At 47.0% G+C, this 15261-nt stretch carries 15 protein-coding genes; 14 read left to right on the top strand and 1 reads right to left on the bottom strand.

The features are described from left to right. From ULO1_RS12065 to spoIVA, 14 genes are all read left to right on the top strand, one after another. On the top strand, window positions 1-559 hold a 559-nt coding region (locus ULO1_RS12065), incomplete at its 5' end, for an IS200/IS605 family accessory protein TnpB-related protein (RefSeq protein WP_143325460.1). A gap of 261 nt (window positions 560-820) precedes the next feature. Continuing rightward, on the top strand, window positions 821-1264 hold the full coding sequence (locus ULO1_RS12060) for a (deoxy)nucleoside triphosphate pyrophosphohydrolase (protein ID WP_159446899.1): 444 nt from the start codon (window positions 821-823) through the stop codon (window positions 1262-1264). Beyond that, window positions 1215-2285 carry a type 2 isopentenyl-diphosphate Delta-isomerase gene (gene fni, locus ULO1_RS12055; protein ID WP_079933664.1) on the top strand — a complete coding sequence of 357 codons (1071 nt, stop codon included), beginning with the start codon at window positions 1215-1217 and terminating at the stop codon, window positions 2283-2285. The genes ULO1_RS12060 and fni overlap by 50 nt, the downstream gene beginning before the upstream one ends. Further along, window positions 2251-2598: a rhodanese-like domain-containing protein gene (locus tag ULO1_RS12050; protein WP_159071858.1), complete on the top strand. Its 348-nt coding sequence runs from the start codon at window positions 2251-2253 to the stop codon at window positions 2596-2598. The genes fni and ULO1_RS12050 overlap by 35 nt, the downstream gene beginning before the upstream one ends. An 87-nt stretch (window positions 2599-2685) precedes the next feature. Further along, entirely contained in the window at window positions 2686-3420 is a 735-nt protein-coding gene (locus ULO1_RS12045) for a DUF1614 domain-containing protein (protein ID WP_078666200.1), read from the top strand. Then, window positions 3404-4642 (top strand): stage II sporulation protein P, encoded by a 1239-nt coding sequence (gene spoIIP / locus ULO1_RS12040; RefSeq protein WP_079933663.1) that lies wholly within the window; start codon window positions 3404-3406, stop codon window positions 4640-4642. The genes ULO1_RS12045 and spoIIP overlap by 17 nt, the downstream gene beginning before the upstream one ends. After that, window positions 4639-5244: a DUF3189 family protein gene (locus tag ULO1_RS12035; protein WP_079933662.1), complete on the top strand. Its 606-nt coding sequence runs from the start codon at window positions 4639-4641 to the stop codon at window positions 5242-5244. The genes spoIIP and ULO1_RS12035 overlap by 4 nt, the downstream gene beginning before the upstream one ends. Before the next feature lie 26 nt (window positions 5245-5270). Then, window positions 5271-6590 (top strand): DUF512 domain-containing protein, encoded by a 1320-nt coding sequence (locus ULO1_RS12030; RefSeq protein WP_079933661.1) that lies wholly within the window; start codon window positions 5271-5273, stop codon window positions 6588-6590. Then, a complete protein-coding gene (gene der / locus ULO1_RS12025) occupies window positions 6583-7911 on the top strand; it encodes a ribosome biogenesis GTPase Der (RefSeq protein ID WP_079933660.1) in 1329 nt (442 codons plus the stop codon). Before ULO1_RS12030 ends, der begins: the two co-directional genes overlap by 8 nt. Next, window positions 7908-8516: a glycerol-3-phosphate 1-O-acyltransferase PlsY gene (gene plsY, locus ULO1_RS12020; protein WP_079933659.1), complete on the top strand. Its 609-nt coding sequence runs from the start codon at window positions 7908-7910 to the stop codon at window positions 8514-8516. Before der ends, plsY begins: the two co-directional genes overlap by 4 nt. Window positions 8517-8520: 4 nt before the next feature. Then, window positions 8521-9552, top strand: a complete 1032-nt coding sequence (locus ULO1_RS12015) for an NAD(P)H-dependent glycerol-3-phosphate dehydrogenase (RefSeq protein ID WP_079933658.1) — start codon at window positions 8521-8523, stop codon at window positions 9550-9552. Window positions 9553-9677: 125 nt separating this feature from the next. Next, window positions 9678-10883: an ABC transporter substrate-binding protein gene (locus ULO1_RS12010; RefSeq protein ID WP_078666207.1), complete on the top strand. Its 1206-nt coding sequence runs from the start codon at window positions 9678-9680 to the stop codon at window positions 10881-10883. 159 nt (window positions 10884-11042) lie between these two features. Beyond that, window positions 11043-11645 (top strand): GGDEF domain-containing protein, encoded by a 603-nt coding sequence (locus tag ULO1_RS12005; protein ID WP_242947955.1) that lies wholly within the window; start codon window positions 11043-11045, stop codon window positions 11643-11645. Between the two features lie 116 nt (window positions 11646-11761). Next, the gene (gene spoIVA, locus ULO1_RS12000; protein WP_078666225.1) at window positions 11762-13240 is read left to right on the top strand and encodes a stage IV sporulation protein A; all 1479 of its coding nucleotides are present in this window, start codon (window positions 11762-11764) and stop codon (window positions 13238-13240) included. 35 nt (window positions 13241-13275) lie between these two features. On the opposite strand, the gene asnB is transcribed toward spoIVA, so the two are convergent. Beyond that, window positions 13276-15120 carry an asparagine synthase (glutamine-hydrolyzing) gene (asnB, locus tag ULO1_RS11995; RefSeq protein ID WP_078666209.1) on the bottom strand — a complete coding sequence of 615 codons (1845 nt, stop codon included), beginning with the start codon at window positions 15118-15120 and terminating at the stop codon, window positions 13276-13278. Window positions 15121-15261: the final 141 nt, after the last annotated feature.

Here is a 15261-nt window from a genome sequence, read left to right as displayed (position 1 = left end):
GCGTAGCTACCTGATAGGCGTTTTAGCCAAAGTAGTGGTAGATATAGCTTTCTTTTTAGGCAAACCCATTGTTTTAGAAAACCTGAACTTTGGCAAAGACAGGCTGGACATTAATAAAAAGTTTAACCGCATGGCCTCCAATTTTCCATTTGCGAAAATGGTAGGAGCAATGTATCGGAGAGCGGCAAAAGAAGGGGTGCCTTTCAAGTTAGTATCACCCCGGCATACTTCAACCATAGGTTACTGGAAGTATATGAAACGTTACGCCGTTCCGGTGCATTGCGCGGCGGCACTGGTTACAGGACGCCGGGCAATGGGGTTCAGGGAACGGGTGACTGAAGAACTCAGGCAACTGGTATCGCAAATCAAGCAAAACCTGACCCGGAAGGTTAATCCTGATAGACCTGGGGAAGGAAAAGGGATGACCCGTGGGGTCAGGGCCTGCTTGAGGCGGCTGGAGGAGAGGCTTTCTGTGCATAACGGGCTTGCCCAGAGTGAGCAGGAGGCGTATAACTCCGTCTGGCCTGACCTGAAATTATTGGCCCTGTCCGTACGGTGACCCCGTTTAGCCGGTGTCGGAGAAACCGGTAGGCGTCCTAACAGGACGCGGGAGGCGGAGTTATACTCCCACCGGGAGGTCAGCATAAACCGGTGCAGTACTCCCGTCCGGGTGGAACTCCCGGGCCGAGGTCCCCTGTCGCCCTGCCCCGCGGGGGCAAATCAAGTATTCGGAAAGGAGGCGAAAGCCTGGTCTGGGGGCCGACTTGACTGAAAATAAAAATAGTCAAGTTAGTCAAGTTTTTTGAACCAGGTACGGGGGTTGGAGAGAATAGTGGTTACGGCAGCGGCTATCTGGCGGGAAGGCGAACTTCTGCTGGCCCAGAGACGGCCAGGCAGCCACCTGGCTGGAATGTGGGAATTTCCCGGCGGTAAACTGGAAATTGATGAGGCGCCGGAGGAAGGGTTAAAAAGAGAGATTAAAGAAGAGCTGAATATTGATATTCACATATTAGGTCTGGCTACGGTAGTCTGGCACCGTTATGAAGATAGGGTTGTTTTACTACTGGTCTATCATTGCCAGTTGCAGGCAGGAGAGCTACAAGGCATGGAAGGACAGGCTATTGGTTGGTTTAGTCCTAAAGCTGCGCTTGATTTGGAACTTGCTCCTGCCGATCGTACCATTCTGGAAAATATAATCAACGGAGGTCCGGGATTTGAACAACCAGCGTTCACAGCGCAAACTGGAACATATCCAGTTGTTTAAGGAAGAATATAACCCGCATTATACCGGTTTTGAAGATGTTCATCTGATTCATCAGGCTCTACCGGTTAATGACTGGGATGAAATTGATACTACCTGGTGTTTTCTTGATAAAATTTGCAAGGCTCCATTGTTTATAACTGCTATTACTGGCGGTCATCCGGCTAGTGAAAAAATAAATAGAGATTTAGCACTGGTTGCTGCTGAAACAGGTATCGGCCTGGCAGTGGGCAGTCAGCATGCCGCTCTATATAATGAGGAACTGGTCAAAACCTATCAGGTAATCAGAACCGAAAACCCAGGGGGACTGGTTTTTGCCAATGTGGGGGCTGGTGTATCCTGGGATTTAGCCCTTAAGGCTATTGAGATGATTGGAGCCCAGGGTGTGCAAGTCCATCTGAATGCTGCTCAGGAATTGATGATGCCAGAAGGGGACAGGAAGTTTACCCAATGGCTAAACAATATCGAGCAGCTGGTAAAAAAATCATGGGTGCCTGTGATCGTCAAAGAGACAGGCTGTGGGCTGAGTCGGGAAACGGTTTTAAGACTGAAGGAAGTTGGAGTGGAGTATTTTGATGTTGGCGGCAGCGGAGGAACGGACTTCCTTGCTATTGAAGCCAGACGGGCCCAATTGCCTGTTCGGTTACAGCTGAGCTGGGGGCTGCCTACAGCATGGGCTCTGCTGGAGTGTTTGGCGGTTTGTGGGAACCAGGGTCACCTTTGGGCCAGTGGAGGTATCCTAACCCCCCTGGACTGGGCCAAAGCCCTGGCTCTTGGAGCAGAAGCGGTGGGAGTAGCCGGGCATTTTTTGAAAACATATCTGGATAATGGTCTTGAAGGTTTAGCAAATGAAATCAAGGAATGGCAGCGGCAGCTTAAAATAATCTGTTTGCAAACTGGCGTTTCCAGCCCAGCCCATTTAAAAGCTGCCGCCAAAGTGATTACAGGAAAAACCGCTGAATGGCAGAAGTTAAGAGCTGGTGATGTGTATGGATGCAAAGCAATTTCTTCGTTCCATGCCTAAGGATTTTTATTTAATCAAAGCTGATGTACTGGCGGATAAAATAAAAAACCAGGAATGGCTGAAACAAGCCTACTTTCTGGATTTACGACAACCAGAAGAACATGCCCAAAACGGTTTACCGGGCTCTAAACAATGCTTGTTGAAGGATTTACCAGATCGGTTTCAGGAATTGTTTCCGGATAGAGAGCGGCCACTGGTGGTGTATTGTAATGGCGGGGTTCAGTCGATATATGCAGTGATGTTTCTGGTGATGCAGGGCTATAAGGAAGCCAGGAGTCTGGCTGGTGGATATAAAAAGTTTTTAGGTGGGTAATAGTACCCACTTTTTTTATTGCTGTATAACTGAGGCTGAATAAGGGCAAATTATGTTATGGTACGAGTAAGGAAAGGAGATGATATTGTGGCTAGATTGCCGATTGGTACCCTGGTTCTAGTAATTGTTTCTTTGTTAATTTATTTTGGTCTGGCGCACCGGATTCTGGACAGAATGCGGCTCACTGACCGACAGGCACTGGTGGTCATCGGCTTAATGATCATTGGTAGTTTTATTACAATTCCGGTAGCAAGAGGACTAGTAGGAGTAGATGTGAATGTAGGTGGAGCGCTGGTACCACTGGGGTTGTCAATTTATGTACTGGGAAAAGCGGGTACAGGCAAGGAAATCTTTAGAGCCTTAATAGCAGCTGTGGCAGTTGCCATTGCAATCAGTTTCTCTACGGTATTTTTAGGGGGTACAGAGCCGGAGACAATGTTTATGGATCCTATTTACTTTTATCCCCTGGTAGCGGGTGTATTAGCCTATGTTGTAGGACGCTCCCGGCGTTCAGCTTTTATCTCTGCCATACTGGGGTTAATGCTGGCAGATGTTTTCCAGCTGGTCTGGTATTATGCTAAGGGTAGAAGCGGATTTGTCAGTTTTGGTGGGGCAGGTGCTTTTGATACGTATATACTGGCCGGCGTACTGGCCGCTTTGCTGGCAGAATTGATAGGTGAAACCAGAGAACGGCTGCAAGGAGGACCGGCCCGGGAAAACCGAGATCCTGAGTTGATAGCAGGACTTAAGACCCCGGAAATGGCCAGTATGCTGGGGGCTGACCAGAAGAAAGGGGGAGAAAAAGATGAGCAACAAAAATAATAGGCTGCTGGCAATTGGTGGTTTGGTATCCCTTCTTCTGACTTTAGGTTTGATTTATGCCCGGGACAATGGGACTTTAGGACAATGGCTAGCTATGAACAGCAAAGTTCCAGTCTTTCAACCATTAAATTTATTGAGTGGCAGTGATGAGACAGAGCGCGAATCAGGATATTACATCTTTAAAGATGAGCAGGGAAAAACCATTCATATGACTGCCCTGCCAGTTTTTGTCGGAGATGAATACATTGCGGATGACAATAAGCATTACAGAGTAGAGAAGGTCGAGGGTGATGTTGTTAAATTAAAATACATTGGGCAGGAAAAGCTGGCTTATAATCCAGCCTGGGATGAACCGATGAGCTTGCCAGCTCAAGCGGGTGGTGGTAAAAAACCGTTGATAGCTATTTATCACAGTCATAGTGATGAATCGTATGTACCAACCGATGGTCGGTCCAGTATATATGGCAATGGCGGGATTTACAAAGTCGGGAAAGCCTATGCAGCTGCAATGAAACAAATTGGCCTTAATGTAGTTCAAAGTCTGCGCAAACATGATCCCCATGATGCTAATGCCTATCATCGCTCGCGCAGAACTGCTACAGAATTGTTAAAGCTAAACCCTGTTGCACTGGTGGATGTGCATCGGGATGCTGTTCCGCCCGATGTTTATCAGGCTAAAATAAACGGCAAAAACGTTACGCAGATCAAGCTAGTCGTGGGACGTAGAAATCCTCGCAAAGGGGAAAACCTGACCTTTGCCAAAAATATTAAAGCATATCTCGATAAACACCGTCCCGGTCTAGTAGAAGGCATTTTTATTGCCAAAGGAAACTACAACCAGGACCTATCGCCACGGGCAATCTTGATCGAAGTTGGATCTCATACTAATAGCCGAATTCAGGCTCAGGAAGGCGTAAAATTGTTTGCTGATGCTGTACCCCGGGTCGTTGGGGTAAGTACTACTACCGGTCCAGGAGCAGCGCCTCCGGGTGCAGCTGCCCCTGATAAATCTCTAAGCTTGAGTGATGAAAACCGCGGCTCCTGGACGGGGGCTTTTCTGGCGATTGTACTGGTGATTGCAGCTGGTATCGGTTTTCTGCTGTTAGCGACCGGCTCTGGGGCAGCTACCTGGGATAGATTGCGGAACTTCGCTTCCCGGGAACTGGCAAGTGCCCTGGGGTTAAAAAAGAAAGAGAATAAGGGTGGGGAAAAAAGAGAGTGAAGATAATCTATAACTGTTATGGTGGCGCCCATTCATCAGTTGTAGCAGCTGCCCTGCATCTAGGGCTGCTGGACAACACCAGGGTCCCCGGAGAAAAGGAGTTGCTGGAACTGCCTTTATTTGATGGGACCTGGGAACATGACCACGGGCGCCTTTTTTTCTTTGGGATTGATGATAAACAAAGGGAAATATATGTTTTGGGCAAACGCAATCTTGGCCGCCAATTGAATGACTTAATCCATCTGGCGGCTCAGGCAGCAGGCATAACCAGGGAGGAATATTTACTGGTGGATGCCTTACCATATGTCAACTGGTTAATGGTAGTAGGTGGTTATACTTCCCGGAGATTGCACTGGGAAAGATTGGGTAGACCAATAGTTATAAGAGGGATACAAACTTTTTACTGGCAAATTGTCAACAAGGTTGAGCAGGTAAAAAAGCTGGTACCGATTACAGAAACAAAAAAATGGGTTCTAAAAAACGGAGTAAATATTACTGGTGACCGGGTTTTAGCTCGCCGCGTAGTAAGAAGTTTCTGGCTGGCCTGGGGCATAACTGGCATTTCCCTTGACTTCCTGGCTGCGATGGTTAATAATGAATAGAGTGATTTATAGTGTTGAGGTGGAATATGACACAAGCAGCTGTTATTGCCAGTGTCCAGACTGAAAGTTTTGGAGAACGGATAGGGCTTAAACCAGGCGATCGGATCTTAGCAATTAATGGTGAGGCGGTCAGGGATTTAATCGATATGCAATTCGCTCTGGCCGAGGAAAAGTTGAGCTTAACTATTGAACGAAGCGGGGCAATTTTTACTCTTTCTGTACAAAAACAATGGGATGAAGACCTGGGTATAGAGCTGGAAAGCGCAGTTTTCGATGGGATTAAACGTTGCGCCAATCGTTGTAAATTTTGTTTTGTGGAGCAAATGCCGCCAGGGATGCGGGAAAGTTTATATGTTAAAGATGATGATTACCGTCTTTCGGTATTGCATGGGAATTTTATTACCTTAACCAATTTAAGAGAAGAAGATTTACAACGCATTGAAAAACTACATTTAAGTCCGCTTTATGTTTCAGTACACACGACTAACCCGGAATTGCGACAGGAATTGATGGGTAACAGGAAAGCGGGGCAGGTATTACAACAATTGCAGCGATTAGCAGCTGCCGGAATCGAGCTTCATACCCAGATTGTTTGTGTACCTGATTACAATGACAGGGAAGAGCTGGACAAGACTGTTGCTGATCTGGTAAGTTTATATCCCCAGGTTCAGTCTATTGCAGTTGTTCCTGTCGGGCTGACAGCCCATCGCAATGGATTAGCAAAATTAAGAACCTTTACCTCTCAAGAGGCCGCAAACTTAATTGACCAGGTAGAGCGCTGGCAGGAAAAGAACCGGCAGGAGTTTGATTGCTATCTAGTTTATGCAGCCGATGAGTTTTATTTAATGGCAGGGCGATCCATTCCTGAGAATGAACGTTATGAGGATTTTCCCCAGTTGGAAAACGGGGTTGGCCTGGTCAGGACATTTCTTGATAACTGGGAGGACTCAAAAGAGGAACTGCCCAAAAAACAGGGTAAGAGCAGGAAAGCTTTGTGGATCACGGGGGTTTCTTTTGCAAGGGTACTGCAGCAGGTTGCCGCAGAGGCGGAGGCAATTACCGGGGCAAAATTTGAGGTTCTGGCTGTCCCGAACCGTTTTTTTGGCCCAACAGTGACGGTTACCGGATTGTTAACCGGGGAAGATATATTAGCAGCTTTATCTGAATCGCAAAATGTGGATGTGGTTTTTCTGCCTGATATTATCTTTCGACGTGGAGAGATGGTTACCCTGGATGGAATGACTGTAGATGAAATTGCAGATAAAGCTGGAGTGAAGGTTGAAGTTATCAGTAGTAACGGAGAAGATTTAGTAGTTATGATAAAGAGGTGGTTGACAGGTGAGTAAACCAATTGTAGCCATAGTGGGGAGGCCAAATGTAGGCAAATCCACATTGTTCAACCGGCTGGTGGGTGGCCGGTTGGCTATTGTTGAAGACATACCTGGAGTTACGCGAGACAGGATTTATGGGGATGCGGTTTGGTTAGACCATGCTTTTACTGTAATTGATACTGGTGGTATTGAATTTTCCGGGATCGAAAATGAAATTGCCAATCAGATGAAACACCAGGCCCAGCTGGCCATGGAGGAGGCAGACGTTATTTTATTTGTAGTTGATGGAAAGGAAGGTCTGACCATCAATGACGAAGAAGTAGCCAATATGCTGCGCCGGGCCAATAAACCAGTGGTACTGGTAGTGAACAAGGTGGACAATTTTGATCACACTGAACAATACAATGAGTTTTATGCCCTTGGTTTAGGGGAACCTATTCTGATCTCGGCAGCCCACGGCTATAATATTGGGGATTTACTGGATGAAGTGGTGAAACACTTTTCACCGACAGAAGGGGAGGAAGAAGATGATGATGTAATAAAAATAGCTGTCATAGGCCGACCCAATGTGGGCAAATCTTCTCTGGTTAATGCTTTGCTGGGGACAGAACGGGTTATAGTTTCCGATGTGCCTGGGACTACACGCGATGCTATTGATACTGCCCTGGAACGGGATGGCCAAAAATACATTATCATCGATACTGCCGGTATGAGACGCAAAGGCAAAATCGCAGATGTAGTGGAACGCTATTCTGTAATTCGATCCTTGCGGGCAGTGGATCGAAGTGATATAGTCCTGATGGTAATAGATGCGGTAGAGGGATTGACAGAGCAGGACAAGAAAATTGCCGGTTATGCCCATGAAAGTGGCAAAGGTTGCATCCTGGTGGTAAACAAATGGGACCTGGTGGAAAAAGATGATAAAACGGCTTTGCGTTATACGGAGAAATTGAGAGAAGGTCTTGGTTTTATGCAATATGCTCCGGTCATCTATGTTTCTGCCAGAACCAAGAAAAGAGTGGCCAAGATTTTGGAACTGGTAAAATTTGTAGCAGATCAACAAAATATGCGAATTGCTACCAGTGTTTTGAATAACCTGATCAGAGAAGCCACTTATCTGAATCCACCGCCTTCAGACCGGGGTAGAAGGTTGAAAATCCTTTATGCTACCCAGGTAGCTGTTAAACCGCCTACATTTGTGTTATTTGTAAATGACAGTGAATTATTGCATTTCTCCTATCAGAGATATATTGAGAATCAGTTACGTCAGACTTTCGGCTTTGAGGGTACTCCCATACGGATTATTCCCCGTAACCGGCAGGAGGAAAAAGAATGAACTGGTGGTTAGGAATTATCCTGGTTATCGCTTCATATGTTCTAGGGTCTGTTGCTTTTGGCTATGTGGTGGCCAGAGCTGTGGCCGGAATCGATATCCGCAACTATGGCAGTGGGAATGTCGGAGCAACCAATACCTGGCGAACACTGGGCTGGAAAGCCGGGCTTATAGCTTTTGCAGGTGATTTTGCCAAGGGGGCAGTAGCTGCCTGGCTGGGCAAACTCTGGGGAGGACCGGCCTGGGGAGTAGCACTGGGGATTGCAGCAGTTCTGGGCCATACCTATCCGGTGTTTTTACAGTTCAAAGGAGGTAAAGCTGTAGCCACAGGTGGTGGGGTACTTTTTGCCCTTAATCCGGCTATTACCTTGCTGGCTTTAGGGATCTGGGGTGCTATTCTTTACATAAGTGGCTATGTTTCACTGGCCTCATTAATAGCAGCAGCCTGTACCCCGTTCCTGCTCTTGATGTTTGAGCCATCCTGGGCAGTTCGCATCTTTGGTATAATTGGCGCCAGTATTGTTATCTGGCGGCATAGGAGCAATATCCAGCGTTTGCGTACAGGGACAGAAAACCGGATTGGTCGCAGTGGAAAGAGGAGGGATTAGCACCATGAGGGTAGCGGTTATTGGGGCCGGCAGCTGGGCTACAGCCCTGGCGGTTCTATTAAGCCGGAATGGGAAAGAGGTAACTATGTGGGCCCGTCGTCAGCAGCAAATAGAGGAGATGCTGGAATATCGGGAGAATCGCAGCTATCTGCCCGGTGTTAGTTTGCCACCTCAATTGCGGTTGACGGCGGACTTAGAACTGGCCCTGGCTGATGCGGAAGCGGTTGTCCTGGGCGTGCCCAGTCATGCGGTCAGGGAAACTATTAAAAGGGTCGCCGGTTTTTTAAAACCACAACAACATAGATTAATAGTCAATACCGCCAAAGGTCTAGAAGAAGGCTCTTTCTTGCGTTTAAGTCAGGTAATTGCTTCTGAATTGCCGGATGTGTTTCGGGATAAAATTGTAGTTTTATCAGGGCCCAGTCATGCCGAAGAGGTAGGGCGGGAAATACCCACAGCAGTGGTGGCAGCGGCAGCCAAACGGGAAACAGCTGAAGCTGCGCAGGATTTGTTCATGTCTCCTGCTTTTCGCGTTTATACCAATCCCGATGTTGTCGGCGTGGAGCTGGGGGGGGCCTTGAAAAACATCATTGCCCTCTGTACAGGTATTTCGGATGGACTGGGTTTTGGGGACAACACCAAGGCTGCACTGATGACAAGGGGTCTGGCGGAGATAGCTCGTCTGGGCAGTTCTTTAGGTGCTCAACCTTTAACCTTTGCTGGTCTGGCAGGGGTTGGTGATTTGATTGTCACCTGTACCAGTTTACATAGCCGCAATAGAAGAGCCGGAATATTGATTGGGCAGGGCAAGAAACTGGAGGAAGCTCTGGCTGAAATCAAAATGGTAGTTGAAGGGGTGCGCACCTGTAAAGTAGCTAGAAGTCTGGCTCAGAACCTTGGGGTTTCTATGCCTATCACGGAACAGGCCTATCAGGTGCTGTTTGCTGGAGCAGACCCCTGGGAAGGAGTAGCCAGACTGATGCAAAGGGGTAAAACCCATGAGATGGAAGAGGTGGTTTTAAACCAGCACTGGTAAAAGTAAAGCTTAAGAGGCTTAAATGCCTCTTTTTTTGTTCTTGACAGAGAGACAAATAGTGTTGTAGAATAATAGCGAATTGCAAATCATAATCTACAACAGCAGTACGGAAGGAGAGATCAGGAATGAAGGTACGCAAAACAATGGCTGCTGCTCTGGCGGCTCTGCTGGGGGTAGGGCTTTTAGCAGGTTGTGGCAGCGGCAGTAGCAACCAGCCGACCGCCAAAAGCCAGGATAACAGTGCTGCGGGCGGAGATGTAATTAAGGTAGGAGCTAACTATGAGCTGACCGGAGGCATTGCCACTTTCGGGAATTCCAGTGTAAACGGGATTAAGCTGGCACTGGAAGAATTTAACCAGGCAGGGGGTGTGAATGGCAAAAAGATTGAACTGGTCACAGCAGATAACAAGAGCGATGCTGCTGAAGCCACTAATGCCATGACCAAACTGGTGACCCAGGACAAAGTAGTGGCAGTGTTGGGCCCGGTTGCCAGTTCCAATGTGCTGGCAGCAGAACCGGTAGCAACTCAGAACCAGATTCCGCTGGTTACCTCCTCGGCGACTAACCCCAAGGTAACTGTGGACCCTGCAACCAACAAAACCAGAGACTGGATTTTCAGGACCTGCTTTATTGACCCATTCCAGGGTGATGTAGCAGCCCGCTTCTCTTTCAATGACCTGAAGGCGAAAAAAGCAGCTATCTATGTCGACCAATCCAGTGACTATTCCAAGGGGCTGGCAGAAGCATTTAAGAGTGGATTTACCAAACTGGGTGGTGAAATTGTTTCCGAAGAGGCTTTTGTCGCCAAGGATACCGATTTTAAAGCTACCCTGACCAAAATCAAGGCTAAGAATCCTGATGTAATCTATGTCCCTGCTTATTATGAGGAAGTAGGTAAGATTATCCGTCAGGCCCGGGAACTGGGGCTTACCCAACCTATCGTTGGCGGAGATGGTTTTGATTCCCCCAAGCTGTTAGAAATCGCTGGCAAAAGCGCACTGACCAATGTCTTCTTTACCAACCACTATACCACTATGGATACTTCTCCGGTGGTACAGGAGTTTGTCAAGAAATACAAGGACAAGTATGGTCAGGAACCGGATGCTCTGGCTGCTCTGGCCTATGATGCTGCCAAAGTGTTGTTTGAAGCTATCAAAACTGCTGGGACTCCTGACCCTGTCAAAATCAAGGATGCCCTGGCTGCTACCAAAGACTTTAAAGGTGTAACCGGAACCATTACCTTAGATGCACAACATAACCCGGTTAAGAGTGCAGTAATCATGGAATATAATAATGGTGCTCTCAAATTCCGCACCAGGGTGGAACCGTAACTGAGGTAAAGACGCCTGCATATTATAATGCAGGCGTTTACTTTTTTTGCTTTTTGTCGAAAATTGTAGCGAAAAATCCCTTGCCAGCTGATACTGTTATATGATACCATCTATTAAGATAGAGAAAATATGCTCAAACAATAGGAGAGGTTGGTTGTGATGGAATTAATAGGTTGGGTTGTCTGGCTGGTGCCGGCGTTATCAATCTGGGCAGCACTGGCCCAGTGGGCCTGGTGGCGGGAAAAAAACAAAAAAGAAGAGTTGTTAAGGTTAAATCGCGAATTGTATCATAAAGCCATTATAGATGATTTAACTGGTGTCTATAATGTAAGATACTTACATTTGAAGTTGCGAGAATTCGTGCAGCGGGCTCGCCGCTATGGGCGTCCTTTCGTACTGGCCTGGATCGATCTTGATTGTTTCAAGCAATACAATGACACCTTTGGTCATCTGGCTGGTGACCAGGTCCTTAAGACTTTTGGTTCTGTTTGCCAGGAACAGCTTCGCATTGATGTGGATTTTGCTTTTCGCTATGGAGGTGATGAATTTGCCCTGCTGCTGGCAGAAGTAAGCAGAAAAGAAGGAGAGCAGATTATGGAGCGCCTGCAAAATGCTTTTAAGCAAGCAGTGGACTATAAAGTTGGACTGAGCTATGGACTGGTAGAATATCAAAATAATTTTACTCCTGAGGACATGCTGCGAACAGCTGATGAATTAATGTACCAGCAAAAAAAGCAACACAAGGCGATTCTGGGAAAATGACGACTAAATCATTGTATGTCGTCATTTTTTTTGTCCACATCAAATATATTTTTAGTGTTAAAACCTGCCTGTCTAAACTGGCAGGAAAATTGTAACAGGAGGAGGGAGGCGTGGTTATGGAGAGGATAGACATCTTTCACGATATCGCCGAAAGAACCAATGGCGATATTTACCTGGGGGTGGTGGGTCCTGTCCGTACGGGTAAATCCACTTTTATTAAAAGATTCATGGAACTTATGGTTATCCCCAATATCAAAAATGTCTATGACAAGGAAAGGGCCCGGGATGAGTTGCCTCAATCGGGGGCTGGACGGACAATTATGACCACTGAACCCAAATTTATTCCTGATGAAGCAATCGAAATCAACATTGGCGGCAGTGTTAAGGTAAAAATGCGGGTTGTAGACTGTGTGGGCTACACGGTACCAGGAGCCCTGGGCTATGAGGAGGACGAAGGGCCCAGAATGGTGCATACTCCCTGGTCGGAAGAAGCGATTCCCTTTCAGGAAGCAGCTGAAATCGGTACTCGCAAAGTGATTACTGACCATTCCACCATCGGGATAGTGGTAACGACTGATGGCACTATCACTGATTTGCCGCGCTATGCCTACGAGGAGGCAGAGGAAAGGGTTATTGCTGAACTGAAAGAACTGGGAAAACCATTTGTCGTGCTATTAAATAGCACCAGGCCCCATGGGGCCGAGGCCCAGGATTTGGCCCGGGAACTTGCCAGTAAATTTGATGTTCCGGTTTTACCGGTAGATTGCGCAGAGCTGAATCAGGAGCAGATTATCAATATCCTGCAGGAGTTACTGTTTGAGTTCCCGGTTAATGAAGTAAATATTAATTTACCCCGCTGGATTGAGGAATTACCCCCCAATCACTGGTTAAGGGAAAAGTTTGAAAGCGCTGTTCGGGATGCAGTGCGTTATATAAAGCGCCTGCGAGACGTGGATCGGGCAGTGGAGGCACTGGGGGAACATGAATTTGTGGCTGGAGTAGCGCTGAGGGAAATGGATATGGGAACTGGTGCTGCTACAGTGGACATGGAAGCCCGGGAGGACTTGTTCCTGCAAGTGTTAAAGGAAGTAACTGGATTTGAAATTGAGGGAGAGCATGATATTTTACGTTTAATGCAGGATCTAGCAGTGGCAAAACGGGAATATGATAAAGTAGCGGAAGCTTTAGCAGAAGTAAGATCTACTGGTTATGGTGTGGTTACACCGCGTCTGGATGAAATGAATCTGCAGGAACCGGAATTGATCAGGCAGGGCAATCGATTTGGCGTCAAGCTGAAAGCCAGCGCTCCTTCCTTGCATATTATCAGAGCGGATATTGCCACTGAAATAACCCCCATTATAGGAACCGAAAAACAATGTGAGGATCTGGTACAATCCATGATGAAAGAATATGAAACTGACCCCAGAAAAATCTGGCAATCAGAAATCTTTGGCAAGACATTGCATGATCTAGTCAGGGAGGGAATACAAAATAAGGTGCAAAGGATGCCGGAAAGTGCCCGAGTCAAACTCCAGGAAACTTTGCAGAGGGTGGTCAATGATGGTAGTGGTGGCCTGATTTGTATTATTGTATAAAAACAGGGTCGGCTTGCTGGGCCGACCCTGTTTTTTCATACTTCCAGCTGAATCCGGTAATGTTCCAGCCAGTAGTTAATTTGAATCAAATAGGCAAACAGCTGGGGCAAATTCATTAACTGACCGAACCAGGGGTAACTAAAACGCCCCGGATCCTGTTCCAGTAAAAAGGAGAGATAATCCAGATCAACAATTTCTCTGAGTGGACTTGTTTTCCTGGCCAGGATCTGAGAGAGATCTGTTCTGACCAGTTGATAGTATCCGGGATTATGGGTTTTGGGGTAGGGACTTTTCTTTCTGTTTAAAATTGATTCAGGCAATAAATCTTTTAAAGCAAGACGGAGAATACCCTTGGCCTGACCGCCATAATTTTTGAGCTCCCAGGGTATATTCCAGGCATACTGCACCAGACGATGATCACAAAAGGGCACCCGCACTTCCAAACTGGCAGCCATTGTCATTCGGTCTTTGCGGTCCAGTAAAGTGGGCATAAAGCGGGTCAGGCTCAAGTAAGCTATCTCGCGCAAACGTGCAGCCTCAGGGCTTTCACCTGCCAGACGCGGAACTTCAGCCAGGGCCGCTTGATAGCGCTCATTTACATACTGGTAGGGTTTTAATTTGGGGAGCAGGCCAGGTTTTAGCAGTTTTGTTCTTAAATCCAGGTTCAATGACCAGGGAAATGTATTAGCCTGGATAGCATCGGGGCGATGAAACCAGGGGTAGCCACCGAAAACTTCATCAGCGCATTCGCCTGAGAGACCAACAGTGGCTCGCTTTTTAATCTCCTGGGAAAACAGCAGTAATGATGAATCAATATCTGCCATGCCGGGGTAGTCTCGTGCTGTTAATGCTGGTATAAGAGCATTATAGAGATCTTCTGAGTGCAGTAAAACCCGGTGGTGGCTGGTATTATAGTGTTCACTGGCAATTTTAATCCAGCGGTTATCATCATCGGGAACAAAGCTAGAAGGTTGAAAATACTGGTCATTACCACAATAATCAATTGAAAAAGTCTGCAATTCCTCCCCTTTCTGGGTGAGAGTACGGGCGGCAATGGCTGTGATAGCGGTAGAATCCAGGCCCCCGGATAAAAGCGTACATCTTGGTACATCAGAAATCAACTGTCTTTGTACTGCATCGATAAATAAAGAACGGACCCGTGCTGAAGTTTCCAGCAGATTGTCCTGATGGGGGAAGCTGGTTAGCTGCCAGTAAGGTTGAACTTCAAGACCTTGAGGGCTATAAACCAGATAATGTCCTGGTTTTAATTCATACATACCTTTGAAAACACCATAACCCGGGGTACGGGCAGGGCCGATCAGAAAAATCTCCGCCAGTCCTTCTGCTGTAAGCACTGGTTTTACTGCCGGGTGAGCAAGGATACTTTTGGGTTCCGAAGCGAATAGCAATCCAGATGCGAGGGGGTAGTAGAATAAAGGTTTTACCCCCAGATGATCCCGGGCCAGAAAAAGAGTTCGCGTGGTTTCATTCCAGACTGCAAAGGCAAAAATACCATTGAGTTTGTCAAGGCAGGCAGCACCCCAGTGAATAAAAGCCAGCAAAAGAACCTCGGTATCGGAATAGGAGAAAAAGCGATAACCAGCAGCAAGCAACTCTGAGCGAATTTCTTCAGTATTATACAATTCGCCATTATAGACCAGCACAAAGTGTTGACCTTTTTCCAGGCGTTGCATGGGCTGTTTGCCACCTGTCGGGTCGATTACCACCAGGCGTTTGTGTACCAGTGCTGCAGAATAAGAGAAATAATAGCCTTCTTCATCCGGACCACGGGCAGTCAGGGTATTACCCATACGCTGCAATATATTTGCTGATTGGGTTAAATCGGCCTCCCAGTCAATCCAGCCAGAGATTCCACACATGCGACTCCCTCCTTGTCCCTAAATAAAAAAGTCATCCGGTATCTTACCGAACGCCCCCATTGCCGCGGTATTAATAATCTATGCCAGTCGTAAAAAAAGTTTTCCTGTATAAAAAACGGAGAAATAAGCTGAAAAACAGTA

This window comes from Carboxydocella sp. ULO1 (assembly GCF_002049255.1).
In the GTDB taxonomy this organism is placed as follows: Bacteria; Bacillota.
Note: the sequence above shows the minus strand (reverse complement) of the source record. Positions and strands in the feature narration are given on the sequence as shown.